The organism is Pseudoruegeria sp. HB172150 (assembly GCF_013184805.1).
Taxonomy (GTDB): domain Bacteria; phylum Pseudomonadota; class Alphaproteobacteria; order Rhodobacterales; family Rhodobacteraceae; genus Psychromarinibacter.
The window spans coordinates 1,681,838-1,700,684 of the sequence record NZ_JAATNG010000001.1 but is presented as its reverse complement, the minus strand read 5'-3'; the positions used below and the strand labels follow the sequence as shown (position 1 = coordinate 1,700,684).

The 18,847-nt window shown below is 60.7% G+C and carries 16 protein-coding genes; 4 read left to right on the top strand and 12 right to left on the bottom strand.

Annotated elements, in window-relative coordinates; all coding sequences use genetic code 11:
* Positions 1-281: 281 nt before the first annotated feature.
* From HCO70_RS08130 to HCO70_RS08115, 4 genes are all read right to left on the bottom strand, one after another.
* Complete coding sequence (locus tag HCO70_RS08130; protein WP_172294785.1) at positions 282-1,307, bottom strand: amidohydrolase family protein; 1,026 nt, start codon at positions 1,305-1,307, stop codon at positions 282-284.
* Positions 1,308-1,329: 22 nt separating this feature from the next.
* Positions 1,330-1,857, bottom strand: a complete 528-nt coding sequence (locus HCO70_RS08125) for a tripartite tricarboxylate transporter TctB family protein (RefSeq protein WP_172294783.1) — start codon at positions 1,855-1,857, stop codon at positions 1,330-1,332.
* Entirely contained in the window at positions 1,854-3,401 is a 1,548-nt protein-coding gene (locus HCO70_RS08120) for a tripartite tricarboxylate transporter permease (RefSeq protein WP_172294781.1), read from the bottom strand. The genes HCO70_RS08125 and HCO70_RS08120 overlap by 4 nt, the downstream gene beginning before the upstream one ends.
* A gap of 88 nt (positions 3,402-3,489) precedes the next feature.
* Complete coding sequence (locus HCO70_RS08115; RefSeq protein WP_172294779.1) at positions 3,490-4,449, bottom strand: tripartite tricarboxylate transporter substrate binding protein; 960 nt, start codon at positions 4,447-4,449, stop codon at positions 3,490-3,492.
* 349 nt (positions 4,450-4,798) lie between these two features.
* Between HCO70_RS08115 and HCO70_RS08110 the strand changes: the two genes are divergently transcribed.
* From HCO70_RS08110 to HCO70_RS08100, 3 genes are all read left to right on the top strand, one after another.
* Positions 4,799-5,782, top strand: a complete 984-nt coding sequence (locus HCO70_RS08110) for an extradiol ring-cleavage dioxygenase (RefSeq protein ID WP_172294777.1) — start codon at positions 4,799-4,801, stop codon at positions 5,780-5,782.
* 116 nt (positions 5,783-5,898) lie between these two features.
* Positions 5,899-6,822 (top strand): LysR family transcriptional regulator, encoded by a 924-nt coding sequence (locus HCO70_RS08105; RefSeq protein WP_172294775.1) that lies wholly within the window; start codon positions 5,899-5,901, stop codon positions 6,820-6,822.
* Positions 6,823-6,884: 62 nt separating this feature from the next.
* Positions 6,885-8,597: a thiamine pyrophosphate-requiring protein gene (locus tag HCO70_RS08100; protein WP_172294773.1), complete on the top strand. Its 1,713-nt coding sequence runs from the start codon at positions 6,885-6,887 to the stop codon at positions 8,595-8,597.
* Between the two features lie 12 nt (positions 8,598-8,609).
* Here HCO70_RS08100 and HCO70_RS08095 read toward each other — a convergent pair whose 3' ends face one another.
* The 8 genes from HCO70_RS08095 to ggt form a co-directional block, all read right to left on the bottom strand.
* Positions 8,610-9,278: an RraA family protein gene (locus HCO70_RS08095; RefSeq protein ID WP_172294771.1), complete on the bottom strand. Its 669-nt coding sequence runs from the start codon at positions 9,276-9,278 to the stop codon at positions 8,610-8,612.
* A 9-nt stretch (positions 9,279-9,287) separates the two neighbouring features.
* Positions 9,288-10,910, bottom strand: a complete 1,623-nt coding sequence (locus tag HCO70_RS08090) for an ABC transporter ATP-binding protein (protein ID WP_172294769.1) — start codon at positions 10,908-10,910, stop codon at positions 9,288-9,290.
* The gene (locus tag HCO70_RS08085; protein ID WP_172296219.1) at positions 10,907-11,692 is read right to left on the bottom strand and encodes a creatininase family protein; all 786 of its coding nucleotides are present in this window, start codon (positions 11,690-11,692) and stop codon (positions 10,907-10,909) included. The genes HCO70_RS08090 and HCO70_RS08085 overlap by 4 nt, the downstream gene beginning before the upstream one ends.
* A gap of 17 nt (positions 11,693-11,709) precedes the next feature.
* Positions 11,710-13,296: an ABC transporter substrate-binding protein gene (locus tag HCO70_RS08080; RefSeq protein WP_172294767.1), complete on the bottom strand. Its 1,587-nt coding sequence runs from the start codon at positions 13,294-13,296 to the stop codon at positions 11,710-11,712.
* Positions 13,297-13,355: 59 nt separating this feature from the next.
* The gene (locus tag HCO70_RS08075) at positions 13,356-14,195 is read right to left on the bottom strand and encodes an ABC transporter permease (protein WP_172294765.1); all 840 of its coding nucleotides are present in this window, start codon (positions 14,193-14,195) and stop codon (positions 13,356-13,358) included.
* Positions 14,192-15,115 carry an ABC transporter permease gene (locus HCO70_RS08070; RefSeq protein WP_172294763.1) on the bottom strand — a complete coding sequence of 308 codons (924 nt, stop codon included), beginning with the start codon at positions 15,113-15,115 and terminating at the stop codon, positions 14,192-14,194. The genes HCO70_RS08075 and HCO70_RS08070 overlap by 4 nt, the downstream gene beginning before the upstream one ends.
* Before the next feature lie 234 nt (positions 15,116-15,349).
* Positions 15,350-16,309: a 2-hydroxyacid dehydrogenase gene (locus HCO70_RS08065; RefSeq protein WP_216665300.1), complete on the bottom strand. Its 960-nt coding sequence runs from the start codon at positions 16,307-16,309 to the stop codon at positions 15,350-15,352.
* Positions 16,310-16,320: 11 nt separating this feature from the next.
* Positions 16,321-17,991, bottom strand: a complete 1,671-nt coding sequence (ggt, locus tag HCO70_RS08060; RefSeq protein ID WP_172294761.1) for a gamma-glutamyltransferase — start codon at positions 17,989-17,991, stop codon at positions 16,321-16,323.
* A 275-nt stretch (positions 17,992-18,266) separates the two neighbouring features.
* Between ggt and HCO70_RS08055 the strand changes: the two genes are divergently transcribed.
* Complete coding sequence (locus HCO70_RS08055; protein WP_172294759.1) at positions 18,267-18,803, top strand: carboxymuconolactone decarboxylase family protein; 537 nt, start codon at positions 18,267-18,269, stop codon at positions 18,801-18,803.
* Positions 18,804-18,847 lie beyond the last annotated feature (44 nt).

Here is an 18,847-nt window from a genome sequence, read left to right as displayed (position 1 = left end):
TGGTGCTCCTAACTGGGTTCGGATTGAATGGCGGATCCTTTTAGAACCCCACTGCGGATGTTCATGAGTGAAACTAGAGCGCCAAAGCCCTTTGCCCTCTCAAGTTTCGGTTCGGTGTATGCTCACCAGACTCGGATGAGGCTAGGCCGTGCCGTTGGCGGGGGCAAGATCGGGAAAACTCGCACGGCCCGGCGGTGACGCGTTATGTCGATTGAATTGTCCGCGGGGTAGACGCGACCGGTTGTCCCCTCGCGTCGCTGAAGCGATCATTCAGGCCAGGATCAGACTTTCAGGAAATCTCTGCCTGTCATCCGCGCCAGGTTTCCATGGTACAAAGATGCCCGGACATCATCCGATATGTCCATTTCTTCGATGGCGCGGATGGTTTCCCGGATGAACATTCGGCCGCCCTCCGGGTCGAACGGTGCGTCGGACGCAAAAACCATCTTGTCGTATCCGAAAAACTCCGCTGCCAGTCTGATGGAACCTGCTGCACCGAAGGTGGCCGTATCGGCATAAAACATGCGGAAATAGTCCAGTGGTCGGTGCTGAAGCTCCGCGCGTAAGGCCGCATAATCCTCGTCGGATGTCCGCGCGCCGAGAACATCGTTGCCCGGCCCAACACGCCCTTCAAAGAACGGAACCATTCCTCCAGCGTGATGCGTGATTATCTTGAGGCCAGGATGTCGGTCGAAAATTCTCGAATAGACCAGCCGCGCCATTGCAGCAGAGGTTTCGTATGGCCACCCGAAAGTCCACCATATCTCGTACTTGGATCTGTCCTCGGTGGCGTAGTCCGTCATTTTCGCGCTGCGCGCGGGATGCAACCAAATGGGGCGATCGACCTCGGCCATATAGTCGAAAAGCGGTACAAATTCCGGGTCGTCTAGAGGACGGCCCGAAACATGGGTGTAAAGCTGAACTCCGAGAGCGCCTGCATCCTGTATGGCATGGCGTGCCGCATCTAATATCGCCTCGATACCGGCCCCCATTGGCAGCGTCGGGATAAATCCCGGGAACCGGTCTGGATACTTTGTGCAAAGCTCCGCCATTGCCTCAGTTCCGACCCGGGCGAGTTCCAACGCCTGATCTGATCTTGCGACAAGTTCCAGCGGCGGCGAACCCAGCGACAGGATCTGCCGATACTCGTCATAAAGGTCCATCACCCGGAACCGTTCGTCGAGGTCGACCATCATCGGCTGCGCCTCGGATCGCCGTGTGATGTCGGTCATCGCACCCGTCACATCTGCAAGCGCCCGATGATAGCGTGCCGGCCAGATATGAGTGAAGGCATCGACTTTCAGCATCAGTCTGATCTCCAGTCAAAGGTCAGAACAACGGCATAACGGCACCGCCGACATACCCGTCGATGAGCTCTGGTCCGGCGCCGATCCATGGTTGTACGCGAAGCACTGCCAATCCTGCCAAAGTCAGCAAAGTCGCCAGGATCGCGAGCGGAATCGCGAAGCGCCAGCGAACGCCGCCCTCGAACCCCAGATAAAGTGCGACCAGAACCGGCGGCACTACGTAGAAGCCGAAGAAAAAGATCAGCACCCAGAACAGCAGGACGTAGCTGATGACCCGCAGTGCCGCCCCCCACTCCGCTGGCTGTTCTGCCTGCATCTGATTTCGGTCGTCCGACCGTGGGGTACGCGGCTTAAGAAACTCTGCATGCTTGGGAAACAGTTCTGCGGCGATGCCCAAAGTCAGAAACACAAGCGTCGCGATGCCGACGACCGTTGGCATCATTCGTGCTTGTTGAGGCAAACCCTGCGCGTCGACAACTGCTACCAGAATTATGACAGCCAGAACGGCGTCGACGATCACCTTGCCGATTTCAGGTCGCTGCTCTGTCATCTGCCGACCCTCCCTGCCGTGTTGTTCTGGGCCTTTTTGGATGGATCGCCACGACGCGTTCGACGTACAGCATCCGCAATGAACGGACCGAAAAGCGCACTCAGAGTGCAGACCATCAGCACCAACGCGATTGGCGAAGACCAGAATACGCCGAACCCGCTCTGCGAGATCAGCATCGACTGAAGAAAGGATGTCTCAAGCAGCGGACCCAGTATGAAACCGATCGCAATCGTGATGAGCGGAAAGCCGAACCGCCGCAGAACGTAACCCATAATGCCCACGAGAACGGCCGCGCCGGAATCCAGTATGTTCTGGTTCAGCATGAATGTCCCGACCACCACAAGGCTCAGGACGAACGGTGCCAGCCAACGGCTGCGGATCACGCTGATACGCGCCAGCAACGGCGAAGACACGAGACCAAATGCGCTTGTGGCTATCTGGCTGACGAAGATGCCGAACAGAAGAAGGCAGACAATGTCCATGTGCTCGCGCAGCAGGGTCGGCCCCGGCTGTAAGCCATGCAGGATGAATGCACCCAGCAGGATCGCGGTATCTGGGCTACCCGGGATGCCGAACGCGACGGTCGGCAGCAGTGCGCCGCCATCCTTGGCATCGTTCGCGGTTTCACTGGCGATTATTCCTTCCGGGCTGCCCTTGCCGTAGCTCTCGTCCCGACTTCGCTGCATCCCGATGATGTATGACATGAAAGATGCGACACCGCCGCCCAGACCGGGAATGATTCCGACGCCAGCGCCAATGGCAGCGGCCCGCATCGTTTGTGCCGGGCGTATGGCCACATCGCGGACCCCCTGGGCGACCTGCCGCGTCCACTTCACACCGGCCATATCCACGCTGTCGGCTACGGTCGAACCGCCGCGGCTGGCATAGGCGATCAGTTCGCTGATGGCGAAGAGACCGGTGACGAATGTCACCAGCGGCAGCCCATCCCACAGGTAGTCGCTGCCATAGGTGAACCGGAAGCTACCGGTCATATCGTCATATCCGACCAGCGAGATCATTATGCCGATGCCACCGCCGGCGAGCCCCTTGATCATGTTGCCCCGCGCCGCAAATGCGATCATCACCATACCGAAAGCGACCAGCCAGAAGAACTCGGGTGGGCCGAAGGCGTAGACGATTGGCTTGACGACGGGAAGCAGCGCCAGGGTAACAATCACGCCTCCAAGCGACCCTGCAAAACAGGACGCGGACGAAATGGCCAGGGCACGTGCCCCCTCCCCTCGGCGCGCCATCGGGTAACCGTCGAAACAGGTAGCGGCATTCGGTGGCGTCCCCGGCGTATTGAGCAGGATGGCGGGAACCGAGCCGCCAAAGGTGACGCTCGACATGATGCCGGCGTAGAGCAGCATGGCCAGCATCGGATCCATACCGAAGGTAAAGGGAAGAACCAGTGCCAGTGCAATCACGCTGCCCAGCCCGGGCAACGCGCCAAAGGTCACACCGATCATGGTTCCGATGAGGATAGTGCTGACGGCATCAAGAGCCGCAAGCCGCGCCAGGGCGGCCGTCATTGCTTCCAGCATGTGGGCCTGTTTTCCGTTTTGCTACCCGAATGCACAGTCGGGATCTGCCGGATTATTCCTTACCCGGCAGATCGGCTTGTCAGAGCGCCTACCCCTCGACGTCGAGGTCCAAGCCCTTGTAAAGGCTACAGATCGCATCGGCCTGCTCATAGGCATCCGCAGGCTCGCCAGGTGTGATCTGAGTGGTATTGGCCTTCGCCCACTCCTTGAAACCGTCATCCTCGACGGCCGCACGGAACGCCTCTCGCAAGGTTTCCAGTTTGGCTTCGTCCGTTCCGGGAGGAGCCGAGAAAATGTGGATGCCGCCCAGGAGCGCCGTGTCTGGATAACCAAGCTCCGCCGCCGTCGGCACGTCCGGGTATTCCGGGTTCCGCTCGCCGCCGAGATAGACCAGGGGGCGGACATCGTCACGCATTCCGCCGAAGTGCGGGATTCCCCCTATGGATGCATCAACATCGCCACGAGCCACGGCCAGGTTCGCCTCGCCCAACGTTTTGTATCCGCCAACAAAGGCCGGCTCGAAGCCGGTCAGAGAACCGAGCACATTGCCGCCGACCCAGGCCGATGACCCGATACCGGTGGTCGAGAACCGTACCGGCCCGTCCGAACCGGCCATGCCTTCAAGCGTTTCGATATCGCTGTCCGCCTTGACGATAAGAAAGTGCGAGTCGTGCGTCGTGCGGTAGATCACGTCGAACTCGTGGATATCGATGGCGGGTTCCTTACTCAGCACACATTCATCGGTGAGGAATGGAACGAAGTAGCTGAGACCGATGGTATAACCATCATTGTCGGATCGCATGAGTTCTATCGACCCCCTGCGCCCCCCTGCGCCGGGCGTATTGCGTATCGCCAGCGGTACCCCGAGCTTCTCTTCCAGAACGGGTTGCAAAGCACGTACCATCTGGTCAAAGCCACCGCCGGCCCCGAATGGTACGATCACGTTGATTGCTTTCGTCGGATAGTCTTCCTGCGCCGCCGCAGGGATTGCCGCCAATGCGCCAAGCCCCAAGGACGCCGCAAGAACAGTCCTGCGTACGAGTTTCATGATTTCCTCCCTTTTGACGTCCGTCCGCTTTGGTTCCGCTATTTTGACAGACGAATTGCGCCGGCCGGATCACCGCGACGCATGATTGAACGGTAATGATGGAGCGATGTTGCAGCTAATGCTTTTTGGGCATCATCGTTAGCAGCCGTCATCTTATCGATAGAGCCTCCGCGAAGCAGGTGATGACGAAACGGTATCGCTTTTGTCCCGGTTTTTCCTTGCCGCCCCGATGTGCTTGTTGAAGTCTTTGGCGCAACAACAAGCGTCCGCCCTGCTGGCAAGGACGCTATGACTTCGGGTCGTTCGGGTATCCGCCCTACGGACGGGGTGACAGCTAGGGAGGATTCAAATGGCTGAAATTGTCATGGGTATCGGTGCGTCGCACAGCCCGCTTCTGAACAGCCCGGCGGAAGATTACGCCAAGCATGCCGAAAAAGATGTGGACCGGCCATTGCTGGACAAAGAGGGCAACAAGTCCACCTATGCCGAACTCCTGACAAAGGCGGATCCATCGATCAAGGATCAGATCACTCCCGAGGTCTTGGAGGAACGCGCCGCGGCTTGTACCCGCGATATCGAGTACCTGGACGAGGCAATCCATGCGGCAAAGCTCGATGCGCTGATCATCATCGGAGACGATCAGAACGAGCAGTACAGCGACGACAACATGCCGGCGATCCTGATTTATCGTGGCGAAACCATCGTGAACAATCCGCTGAACCTGCCGGACGCTCCGGAGTTCTGGAAACGGGCAAGATCCCAGTTCCATACCAAGGATGGCCCCATCGAGTATCCCGTCGCGCATGAACTTGCCGCGCACATGATCGACACTCTGATGGATGCGGAGTTCGACATCGCCCAGGCTAACCGTCTGTCCGACCCCCACGGCGAAGGGCACGCGTTCGGATATGTTCACCAGCGCCTTATGACCAAAAGCATCGTTCCGATCGTACCGGTGGCGCTGAACACATATTTCCCTCCGAACCAGCCGCGCCCAGCCCGATGCTACAAGCTCGGCCAGGAAATAGCCAAGGCCGTCCGGTCTTGGAACAGCGATGCGAGGGTCGGCATTTTGGGTTCCGGCGGACTAACGCATTTCGTCGTCGACGAACAACTCGACCGTATGGTGATGGACGCCTGCAAGAACAAGGATGCGGCGGCACTGAGTTCTATTGATCCAAACCTGATCAACTCCGGAACGTCGGAGATACGTAACTGGATCGTTGTCGCCGGCGCGTGCGAGCATCTCGAAACAGAATGGCAGGACTACATTCCCTGCTACCGCTCGGAGGCGGGAACGGGCTGCGGCATGGGTTTCGCGATCTGGAACTGATGCAAGTGTCGTTCCGACCGTGCGGCGGCGGGCAAGTGCAGCTCTCTGTCTTCGCCCAATTAGGCTATCATGGTGCCATCGGGACCGGGGACGGTCAGTAAGCCAAGATGGGACGCATGAAGCTTGATCATCTCGAAGGATTCGTCGGAGTTGCCAATGCCGGTACGTTCCGGAAGGCGGCCAAGGATTTGTGCATCGGTCAGCCGGCGCTCAGCCGAAAGATCCAGGCACTTGAATTCGAACTTGGCGTCCCACTGTTTCGGCGCAGCCCGGTTGGAGCCGAACTGACGCCAGCCGGGCAGTTCCTGCTGACCAGAACACACTCGCTTCTTACAGATCTGGAACGGGTCAAGCGAGACATGCGCATTTTTCGGGAAGACACCGGCTACGAACCGCAGGTGACCATCGCGATTGGCACGACCTACGCACTTGCCCAGGACCTGTTTCCGGTTGTTGCCCGGCGCCTCAAACAAATCGGTAGCACCAGTATCGACGTTCGCTTCCACGAACAGACGACCGAGCAGCTGAAGCGCCACGTAGATTCCGGCGCCCTGGACATTGCGTTGATGGGTGACTTCAAAGCGACATCGGATCACGACGTGATCTCTCTCGGCCAAGACCATCTGTGTCTGGTCTCGCCTGCTGAAGATCCTAACGACACGCAAGGCAGTATCGACATCGCGTCCCTCGCGAAGGTGCCGATCGTGACCTACTATCCGGGCCACGGACCGCGAATTGCGATGGATGCAGCGTTTCGCCGCGCAGATCTGATTCCGAGCATCGAAGCCGAGGCCGGCACGCTTTCGACGATCCTTTCGCACATTCGGCTCGGCACCGGCTACGGCATCGTACCGATGTCCTCGATGGCCGCTGCCGACCGTCGAGAGGGGTTTCGGATCACACCCGTAACTGCAATGTCCATCGACAGAAACCTCGTGATCCGCCGGAACCGCGCACCCGTGGAATGCGGGTTGGTCAAGCAAGTGGTACTCGAGGAAGCACAGAGGTTTCTTTACGGCACGCAACTGGCGGCAGAGTAAGTGTAGCCGCGCTGGACTGGCGGCAACGATACTGAAAACCGCTGCTATCCGGAGATAGACACATGGCGCACAACCCGCTGGCAGCTGGCGCGTTTCTTGAGGCACTCAGTGACAATGGCATTGACTATGTTTTCGGGAATGCCGGCACTGACTTCGCGCCGCTGATCGAGGCCTTCGCCCAGGCCGAGATCAGCGGGGCAACCGTGCCGATGCCTGTAACTGTTCCGCATGAGAACGTCGCGATCTGCATGGCGCAGGGTGTCTACCAGGCAAGTGGTCGGCCACAGGCGGTCATCCTTCACGTGAATGTCGGTACAGCCAACGCAATCTGCGGTCTCATCGATGCGTCACGCGAGCGGATCCCTGTGTTGCTCGCCGCCGGGCGCACACCGATCCTCGAGGAAGGGGAGCCTGGCAGCCGAACAGCATTTATCCATTGGGGGCAGGAAATGTTCGACCAGGCGGGGATGCTGCGCGAAATCGTCAAGTGGGACTATGAACTGCGCCACCCCGCACAGGCCGCACTCGCCGTGGATCGGGCGATGACGGTCGCCATGGCGGACCCGAAGGGCCCGGTTTACCTGACGCTTCCGCGCGAAGTTCTGGCCGCCGGGGCTCGCCCGGATGCACGCCGTGCCCCTCGTAGCGCAGCGGCGCCCGCGGCGCCGAATACCGCAGCAATGGAGCGCGTCAAAGAAAGGCTTGCCAAGGCGGAGCGCCCGATTCTCGTCTGCTCCAGCCTGGGCCGGACCGTGGCGGAATGGGACGCACTACAATCCTTCGCTGAAAGCCAGCAGGTCGGCGTCGTTAGTTATCGCACCCGTTATGCCGCGTTACCGACAGCACATCCCGCCAATCTCGGAGTCGAGGTCGGCCCATACCTGAAAGATGCCGACCTCGTTCTCGCCGTCGAATGTGATGTGCCTTGGATCCCTGCCAACCATGTGGTTTCCGAAGACACCTCAATCATCCACCTTGGAATCGAGCCGACTTTTGGCCGTTACCCAATGCGCAATTTCCGTGCCGAAGAGACGATTGCGGGGGATCCGGCAGTGGCGCTCAATGACCTGTCCGGCTCCGTCACCCCCGACGGCGTTCTTGTCAGGCGCCGGGAACGCCTGGAAAATGCACGTTCAAGGGCCGATGGCGCGCTGTGCGATTTCACCCACCCTGCCCCCGACGGTCCATCGAACCCGATCTGGGTAGCCCGCTGCCTGCGCTCAGTTCAAAGACCCGATGACCGGGTCGTGGTAGAGATACCCTTTCCCATCCAGCACATGGATTTCACCCGTCAGGGTAGCTTCTTCGCCACGCCGTCCGCGGGCGGGCTCGGCTGGGCACTTGGAGCGTCGCTCGGCGTCAAGCTTGCGGATCAGACACGCCGGGTAATCGCAGTTGTTGGCGACGGCAGCTACATGTTCGGCAATCCCACGCCCGCGCACCAGGTTGCCCGCGCGATGGATCTCCCGACACTGACCATCATACTGAACAACGCGATGTGGGCCGCAGTCAGACGGGCTACACTGGGCCTGTATCCCGATGGAGCAGCGGCAGCCAGCAATCGGGCGCCGCTGACCTACATCGATCCGTCGCCGGATTATGCACGCATCGTCGAGGCGTCCGGCGGGTATGGAGAACGCGTGGAACGCTCAGCTGACCTGCCGGAGGCCCTGGAAAGGGCGTTGAATATCGTCGACGAGGAGCGACGGCCCGCCGTTTTGGATGTCGCTACGGCTTATTCCGACCAGCAGGCCCGGACGGACGCCCGGACCTAAGCTACGAATTGGCTACTGATCCGACGCGACCATCCGGCTCGCGCCAGACAAGTCGCCGAGTTTTTCCCCTGCAACGATCCTGGGCCGGTTCCGTCCCATGCGGGACTGCACGGTTGTCGCGCGCTCCAACAGCGCATCAATTTCATCGGGCGGCACAACCAACACTCCGCAATTGTCGAGCAATACGAGGTCGCCGGGAAGGACAGGCACATTCCCGCAGGACACCGGCTTGTTCAGCGCGCCGCCCAGATCGTTGAGCCGTGACGTGATCGGAGAGATACCGCGGCAGAAGACCGGTAGGCCGACCTCGATAATCTCCTCGGCATCGGTGCACGGCCCGTCGAGTACGACCGCGATCGCGCCGGCGGTCTTGGCTGCAAAGGCTACTCCACCCCCAACACAGGCATGCCGGTCATCGCCTAACCGGTCAATGACCACCACATCGCCGGGCCGAACCACGGAAAGCGAATGATGAAGCATAGTAGAATCCGTGCCCGGGATCGCGACAGTGATTGCAGTCCCAGCAATCGTGCCTTCGACAGATGCAATGGGTCGAAGCGACTTGTTGACAAAGCCACGGTGACGAAAATGCCCGATTGTTGCGATCTCGATCCCCGTAAACCCCTCGATAATCGCGGGATCGATCCGTTCTGGCTCTTCGCCGATCTGATACTTCTGCATGATGTCTTCCTATCCGTTTTCCGCCCTGGCGACATGCTGCCAATCCCGACCGGGAACCGCTGCCAGCAATTCCTTCGTGTAATCCTGCTGCGGATCGACGAAGAGACGCGCAGGTTCCCCCTCCTCGACGATCTTTCCCTGACGCATCACCGCGATCCGGTCGCAGATCCGGCTGGCGACACGAAGATCGTGTGTGATGAACAGCATTCCGAACTGGTGGCGTTTTTGCATGTCCGCCAGCAGGTCGAGGATCTGAGCCTGTACCGAAACATCCAGAGCCGAAACGGACTCGTCGGCAATCAGAAGTTGAGGCTCCAAGGCAAGGGCGCGCGCGATGCAAATCCGTTGACGCTGACCGCCTGAAAACTCATGCGGGAAACGATCCGCCGCGGACGGTTCAAGCCCGACGGCGGCCAGAAGGTTCCGCGCCGTTGTCATAGCTTCCGACTTTTTTTTCCCATGAATTACTGGGCCTTCCGCGATTGCGTCACCGACCGATTGTCGTGGATCCAGGGCGGTGTAAGGATCCTGAAACACGATCTGCACGCGCCGGCGCGCTTCTCTCAGCGCATTGCCTTTCAATCCGCCGAAATTGCCGCCGGCGATGGTTATCGCGCCATCATCCGGATCGATCAACCGGATCACGCACTGGGCAAGGGTCGACTTCCCCGAACCGCTTTCGCCCACAAGACCCAAGGTCTCTCCACGCCGTAGCGTGACATCCACCTGATCAACAGCGTTGACCACCCGCTTTTTGCCAAGGAAACCCTGCCCCCGGAAAATCTTGCGTATTCCGCGCGCTTCCAGCACCGGTTCACCCAGGCCTTCACGTGAAGCGTGCGGGTCCAGTTTAGGAACCGCCGCCAGCAATTCTCGCGTGTAATCCGCCTGAGGATGGTTCAGCACCTGCTCTGCCGGCCCGATCTCGACCAGCCGACCATGACGCATCACCGCGACCCGGTCAGCGATCTCGGCCACGACACCGAAATCATGGGTGATGAACAGGATACCGGTATCGCGGTTCTCGCGAAGGTCCAGCATCAGCCGCAGGATCTGCGCCTGTGTGGTGACGTCCAGTGCGGTAGTCGGCTCGTCCGCGATGAGAATTGCCGGTTCCAGCGCCAGGGCCGTTGCGATCATCACCCGCTGGCATTGTCCACCGGACAATTGATGCGGGTAGGCACGAAGAATTTCCTCTGGGTTCGGAAGGCGAACCTCCCGGAACAGCGCGGTGACCTTTTCCCGGATCTCGGCCTTGCTGAGCCCGGTGTGGAGCTGGAAGGTTTCTCCAACCTGCTCGCCGATCCTGTAGACCGGATTCAGCACGGCCGCCGGTTCCTGAAAGATCATTGCTAACCGGCTGCCCGCCAGTTTCCGTCGCTCAGACGGCGGAAGCGCCAGCAGATTCCGACCTTCGAAGACTACCTCGCCGGTCGGCTTGGGCAGGTTTGTCGGCAAGAGGCCCATGGTCGCGAATGCGGACAGCGACTTGCCGGAGCCGGTTTCGCCGACGACGCAGAGGATTTCGCCTTTTTCGAGCGTCAGCGACAGATCCTCGACCGCGAATGGCCGGTCAGAGCCTGCGGGCAGCCCGACAGACAGATTCCGGATGGCGAGTAATGGCTCTGTCATGGCGGCGGGGCCTTGTCGATGTCGCGCGGATCGCATGTGCGGAAGTGTTCGATAAACCGCGCGCAGTAAGTCGTCAGATGATCGAAGATTGCCATGCCGATTTCGGGCGAAGACAGCTCCGGGTCGCCACCAAGCATGCCGTCGGCGTTCACTTCGTCAGCATCGACGGGCAGTTGCACGGGCATCTCTTCGAAAGTCACACCTGCTGTTCCCGCAATCGGCAATCCGAACGCATTGCCCCGAACGGAAGGCTTCGCCAGATCGGGTCTCATCGCGTCGGGCTTCAAATAGGCATAGACAGATGTAATCGGATCGCCACCATGACCACGCGCCTTGCCAGCATTTTCGCCATGCAGGTCTCGCCAAAGGCTGTCAGGGATCGCGCGCCAGAGGTTGATCGTTGGCACGGCCACTCCGCGCTCGCGGCGAATCTTGCGCAGTACCTGATCGATCAGTGCAGCATTCGTGGAGTGGCCGTTCAGGACGATCAGCCGCTCGACGCCATGGTCAAGGAATGCGCCTACGAAATCTTCAACCACCGCGCAGAAAGTTGAAGCTCGAAACTGGACACCGCCGGGAAATGGCCGAAAAAATTCGGCATAGCCGAATGGAACGCAAGGCGCGCTGATTGCGCCCGAAAGCTCGGCAGCCTTCAGCGCAATGGCATCGGTCAAGACATAATCGCCCATCGGCGCATGCGGCCCCTGCTCTTCCTGGCTGCCGAATGGCAATAGGATCACCGGCTCTTCGGAAAGACGGTCGCGGAACTCCGCGACCGTCATGTCTGCCAACGCGTGCTTCACGCCGGCAAAGTCAGGTATTCGCCGAACATCCGCATCTCTCCATCCGGGCGCGGGACCCAGGTGACGTCTGCGCGGTGCGCCCAGTTGTAAACCGACTTCCACAGGTACATGCACGGCGTGACTTCCTGCCAGGCGGCAGAAAGCTCGAGATAGGCTTCCTTGCGCTCCTCGAATTCGACCGCATTCAGGAATTTCTCGCCGGCGGCGAGGTACTCCGGCGTCGGCTCCCACGTTCTGGTGCGGGAATCTTCCCGTGCCCGGCCAGAGGCAGGACCCCAGTCTAGCCAGAGCGGCCGGTACGGGTCGCCCGGAATGAACGCCGTGGAGTTGGAGAAGTTCTGCATGTGCCAAGGGCGCTCGTAAACGAGCTGGAAGTTGTCCAGCACGTTTGCCTTCACGTTAAGCCCGACCTCGCGCCACATCTCGACCATGATCTCGGCCGCTGCTTCGTAGTTCGGGTAGAACTGCCGGGTGATGTGCCAGTCAAGCTCTTCTCCGTCATAGTCGGTCTCGGCGATGAGTGCCTTGGCCGCTTCCGGGTCGTACGGCAGCGGATTCGGCATGTCCGGATCGTAGAAAGGGCCGTATTCCGTCCAGTTGAACGGCACTTCCGGGTGATAGGTCAGTTCGCCGAACAGCGCGGTAACGATCGCATCCATATCGACGGACTGAACCAGCGCCTTACGAAGCCGAACATCGACAAGCGGGTTGTCTTCCGGATCGGGCAGGCAGTTGAAGCCAACCGCCGGGTAGTTGCCTGCCAGCGCATAGGCCACCGTTACGTTGTCGTAGCTTTCGAGCTGCGACATCTGGTCGGTCGGGATGTTGTACATGAAGTCGAACTCGCCCGAGACGACGCCCGCCATCCTCGCGGCGAATTCCGGTACGATCTTCCAGATCACCTTGGCCGCCGGCGGTGGGCCATCCCAGTATTCGTCGAAGGCTTCGATTTCCAGAACCTCGCCTGAGTCGAACTTGGTCACCTTGTAGGGGCCGGTGCCGATTGGCATCTGACCAAAAGCATCGACGCCCATCTCGAGATAAGCCGCCTTCGGCACGACAAAGCCGATATAACCGGTCAGTTTCCCGGGAATGTACGGATCGACCTTGTCAGTCTCGATCTCGACGGTCAGGTCATCGACAGCCTCGACGCGCACGAACCCCTCGGTAAAGGTCTTGCCGCGCGGTTCGAAGGGTTCGTCGCCCCACAGCCGTTCCGGCCCGAGGGTAAATGCGACGTCTTCCGCAGTCATGGTCGTTCCGTCGTGGAACTTCACGCCTTCACGCAGCTTGATGGTCCACACCTTGCCGTCACGCGACCACTCGGTCGCAAGGCCCGGCTTCAGCTGCACGCCGTTCGGATCGTTGATGTAATCCTGTTCGACCAGCAGGCTGTAAATGTTCGGGAAGAACCGCCTTGTCGAGGTGGAGATCCCGTTGATCGTGTTGATGTTGGCCCAAAGGTTATCCACAGCGATGGTCAGGGTCGGACGATCCTGCGCATAAAGCGGCTTCGCCCCGGCGGCCAGCGTCAGCGCGCCCGCTCCGGCCGAGTACTTGCCGAAATCGCGTCTGGTAATCATGGTCTGTCTCCTTGTTGGTTACAGGTTTCGTTCGTAGTCGCGGCCGTTGGGTCGAGCCGTCAGGTATTCCTTTGTTTTAGCATGGGATCGAGCCGGTCGCGCAGGGTGTCGCCGAGGATCGACATCGACAGGGTGATGATGAAGATCAGCATCCCGGGAAAGACCGAGATCCACCAGGCGGTCGACAGGTAGTCGCGACCGCTACCGAGGATCTGTCCCAGGCTCGTATTTGGCGACTGAATGCCCAGACCGAGGAAAGACAGCGACGTTTCGAGCAGGATGATCTGCGGAAAGGTCAGCGTCAGCTGGACGATCAGAGCCGAAGCCACGTTCGGCAGAATATGCTTCGTATAGAGGCGTATTGGGCGGGCCCCCAGGGCCACCACCGCCTTGGCATAGGGCTGCGCCGCCGCGGACAGCACGACACCACGTGCCAAGCGGGCATAGGTTTCCCATCCGAACAGCCCCATCAGGATGATGAACAGCGTCATGGAGTTGCCGAAGAAGGCCAGTAGCGTCAGCGCGATCAGGATGAACGGAAGCGACGCCTGGAAATCGACGATCATCATCAGGATCTCTTCCACAGCGCCGCGGAAATGCGCCGCGATGAAACCGATGGTGGTCCCAAAGATCGCCCCGATAGCCGTCCCGGCAAGAGCAACCAACAGTGACATCCTCAGCCCCGCGACCAGACGCGCAACCATGTCCCGCCCGATCCTGTCCGTGCCAAGCGGATACTCCTCGGGCCCGCCAAGAAACGCGGGAGGTTTCAGCCGTGCCAGCAGGTTCTGCTCGGTCACGCCATAGGGCGTGAAGACGTTGCCGATGATCGCGATGAAGATGATCACGCCAAGTACGGTGGCCGCGATGATCACGCTGACAGGCAGACGTTTTTTCATCGGGCGCCTCCCCGTATGCGCGGGTCGAGCAGGCCATAGACCAGATCGACGATCAGGTTCGCCATGACCATCGTGAACGCGATGACCAGCACCAGCCCCTGCACCACCGCAAGATCCCTTGATGACACCGCCGAAACCAGCAGCCTGCCGATCCCAGGCCAGGCAAAGACGGTCTCCACCACGATGGAACCGGCGATCAGCTGACCAAGGTTCAGGCCGATCACCGTCACGATCGGGATGGCAGCGTTGGGAAAGGCGTGCAGGTAGATGCGCTTCCACGCCGGTACACCCTTGGCCATCGCCGCGCGCATATACGGTTTCTCCAGTTGCTCCAGCATCGCGGATCTTGTGAACCGGGCAAGCGTACCCGCTGTCGCGGTCCCGAGCGTCAATACCGGCATGATCAGATGCCAGAAGGTCCCTGTTCCCGAGGAAGGAAGAACCTGCAGCATCAACGAAAATAACAGGATCAGACAGATCCCGAGAAAGAAGTTCGGCACAGCGAAACCAAACACCGCAAGCGCCATCAGCAGCCTGTCGACGGCTCCCCCGCGGCGCACCGCGGCAACTACGCCCGCAGGGATCCCGATTATGGCCGCCAGAGCGAATGACAAAAGACCTAGCAGGAGCGTCGCCGGCAGGCGGTCGAGTATGATCTCGATGACCGGCTGATGGGTTCGCAGCGACTCACCGAAGTTCCCGGTGAACATCTGGCCGACATAGCGCAGGTATTGAACGAACAGCGGCTGATCGAGCCCCCACTGCCGTCGGAACTGCTCGATTTCGTCGGGCAGTGCATCCGGGCTGAGCAATGCCATCATCGGATCGCCCGACGTGCGGAGAACGACGAAGGTGAAAGTGACGACGAACCACAACGTCAGAACGGTGCGCAGCACCTTAATGGACCAGAAACGTAGCATGAAGAGCGAGGCAAGCTCAGAGAGAGAGTGGGTTGGAACGATAAAACAAGGGCTTTTCCCCGCCCTCGCGGTATCATCTTGTAATCGTTACGCTATTCTAAGGGACGGTAGTGTAAATCCGACCGGCTGGCAAACAGCGCCAAGCGAGCGGCTAAGCCTGTTTTTTCACCATATATTCTGCAGCATGTCCGATTGCCGGGCGAAGAGCGAAAGGGCATTATCAGTGCCCTCGCGTCAGGCAACGACGTCCATTTCCGGTGGTTCGCGACCGTCAGCCACGGATTTGAAGTTCGTCATCATCCGGGTCACCGAAGGTGCGAATCCGTCTGTCGAAACAGCGGCAATATGCGGTGTCATGATCATATTGGGCAACGCCAGCAGCGGGTTGTCGCGAGCGATCGGCTCCATCGCGAATACGTCCGCAGCCGCGCCTAGCAGACGTCCTTCACGTAGCGCGGCAGCTAGATCCTCCTCAATCACAACGCCACCACGCGACGCGTTCACCAGCACAGCTGTCGGCTTCATTAGCGCAAGTGTATGTTTGTTGATTATACCGCGCGTCTGGTCGTTCAACTCGCAGTTCAGAGTCACCACGTCCGAATTCGCCAGTAATTCCTCGAGCGGTACGAAACGGGCATTCAGCGCCGCTTCTTCTTCTGCCGAAAGGGGTGTGCGTTTCGTGTAGAGGATGGGGCTGTCAAATCCGCTCAACAACTTGGCCAGTGCCTTGCCGATGTAGCCGAGTCCAATAATGCCCACAGTCTTGCCCGTCAGCCTGAACGACGTCTGCCCGAGCGTCCCTTTCAGCCATTCGCCATTCAGGACACCGGCATGACCGCGCGCGATGTTCCGGCTCACCGACAGGATCAGACCCAGGGTCGTTTCCGCTACGGCGATCGCGTTCGATCCGGTGGTCCGCATCACGCGGACCCCATTCGCCTTTGCGGCTACGCAGTCAATGTTGTCATAACCGACGCCCCATTTGTGCACTGCTTTCAGGCCGGGCACGGCCATCATCAGGGCCGACACGGGCACATCGCCGGTCACGGCAAAATCCGCTCCCTGGAGAGCCGCCAGCTGATCCTCTGGCGCGCGCGATGCTGCTACCCCAATTTCCCATCCGTCCGGCAGAAAGGGTCGAATGCGCTCCACCCGTTCAGGCCGCAACGGGTCCAGCATTACCACGCGCGTCATAGTCTTCTCCTTCAGATCTGGAACCGTGCGCCCTTGCGGGCAAGCCCGCCGCCAATGGCCATGACGGTGCCATCGGCCCGCCAGCAGGCCGCCCCGGTCATCACCCCGTCGTCGCCGAAGCCGATTGCATTCATCCCGCCACCGACCTGGCGCGCGGCGCGCACTTCATGACCCATCGCCTCCAGAGCCCCGGTCAACTCGGCATAGCCAGGCTCGAGGTCGATATGGTGTCCGCCGGTCCAAAGCCTTGGCGCTTCCACCGCTTCCTGCAGCGACATGCCGTGATCGATCAAATTTACGATTGCCTGCATCGCAGATGGGAAGATGCGTACACCGCCGGGAAGTCCAAGCGCAAAAGCAGGCTGCCCGTCCTTCAGGACAATCATCGGCGCCATCGATGTTGGCACCCGTTTGCCCGGAGCGACAGACCGCGCCTTACCCGGCCGGGGATCGTAATTCAGCATATAGTTATTCGGGATGATTCCGGTCCCCGGCACCATGAACCGCGCGCCGAAAAGACCGTTGATCGTGTGCGTGGCAGAGACGATGCCGCCATCCCGGTCGGCCACCGTCACATGGGTCGTATCCTGGCTTTCGTAGAGTTGTTCCGGCAGCGGCAATGCGCCTCCGACGTCTCGCATCCGGCTCCGCGCTTCGGCGGCGTAGGATTTAGATGTGTAAAGGTCCACCGGAACGTCTATGAAATCCGGATCGCCCGAGGCTGCGTTCCGGTCTTCGAAGGCAATGCGAATGACTTCGGACAGTAGATGCAGCGTCTCCGGTGTCCCGTAACGCATTCCACGGATGTCGTAGCCCTCGAGAATGTTCAGCATCTCGGTCACGTGCACGCCAGACGAGGCCGGCGGCGGTGGGCCGACAATGGTGTAGCCACGATAGGGCCCGAAGATGGCCTCGCGCTCGATAGCTCGATAGCCCTGTAGATCCTCAATAGACAGGAAACCCGCATCTTTACCGCCCGTCGCAATGCGATCCACCAGCGCCTGTCCGAGCGCGCCGCCGTAAAGGGCTTTCGGTCCGTCTTTCTGAAAAAGCCGTAGGCTCTCGGCGTAGTCGCCCCGCACCATCCGGCTGCCTACAGCGGCAGGTTCTCCATCCTGGAAAAGAAGGCTCGCAATTTCCGTATCTTTCCGCAGGTCGTCCGCATGTTCCCGGATCGTCCCGAACAGGTAGGGCGTCACGGTGAAACCGCGCTCGGCGATGCGGATCGCCGGATCGATGACGTCGGCAAACGGCAACCGCCCGTATTTCTCCTGCATCAGGCACCAGCCAGCCAGGTTACCCGGAACCGCCACCGCGGAGGGCCCGACCTCGTTGCGACGGTCGCGGGTATCCATGTAGTGATCGGGATCGTCGGAAACGGGCTCGAAGGTTTCCGGACCGGTCGCCGCGGGTGCGGTGGACAGCGCATCCACCACGACGTGCCGGCCATCGGGCAGCCGGAGATGCGATACGCCGCCGCCCGCGATGCCGACCATCATCGGTTCCGCCACGGTCAGCGCCAGCAGGGCCGCGACGGCGGCGTCCACCGCGTTTCCGCCCGCCGCGAGGATCTCGGCGCCGGCCGCGGTGCCGTTCGGGTTGTTGGTGACCACGACGCCTTCGGTGCCGCTGGCGGGGCGCTTGTCGCAGGTGAACTGGACGGCTGGGCCGGATTTCGGCATGGGGCACCTCGGTTGTGGCCTGGTATCTGACTGGCGCATCGCGGACAGCCGGGCGGATCGACGCCGGCGGCGAATGGCCTTTGCCCGCCAAGGGCTAGCCAACAAGGGTACGGAACGAAAGCTAAAATCGACCGGCAACGCGACGGCAGGCGGCGCGGTGCTTTGAATTTGGGCAGCGGCTGCGAAGCTCTGGGCGGCGGGGAATTCCGGGAGATCCGCAGTGGCGGCGGCAGGTTTGACTTGCCTGCCGCCTTGCCGGAGGGCAAGGGAATGGCATGGTTCAGACGCCCTGCCCCCCGCTATCCGATGCCGATTGGCCCGTTGAAATCGAAGACCTGAGGGAGGGCTTTGCCGGGGCGCTGAATGTCTACAGGACGATGGCGCATCATCCGGCGCTGGTGCGGGCGTGGGCGCCGCTGCGGCAGCATGTGGTGAAGGACAGCGCGCTGGGGGCTGAGCGGTCGGAGGTGGTGATCCTGCGGGTCGGGCACCGGATGGGGTCGGCCTATGAGTGGGCGCATCATGTGAGCCGGGCGCGGGCGCTGGGGTTTTCGGACGAGAGGATCCGGGCGATCGCGGGGGAGCCGGAGGGGGAGGACGGGCTCATCGCGGGGGCGGTGGATGCCCTGCTGGACCGGCGGCGGCTGAGCCTGGAGGAGGAGGCGGAGCTGGCGGCGGCGATCGGGCGGCTGGGGGTGATCGACCTGATGGCTACGGTGGGGTTCTATTCGACCCTGGGGTACCTTCTGATGACCTATGAGACGCCGGTGGATGAGGGGGTCGCGGCGGAGCTGGAGAGCCGCCCGATCTGAGCGTCCCCATGGGGACGGGGGGTCAAGTCATTGATTTCAGGCGT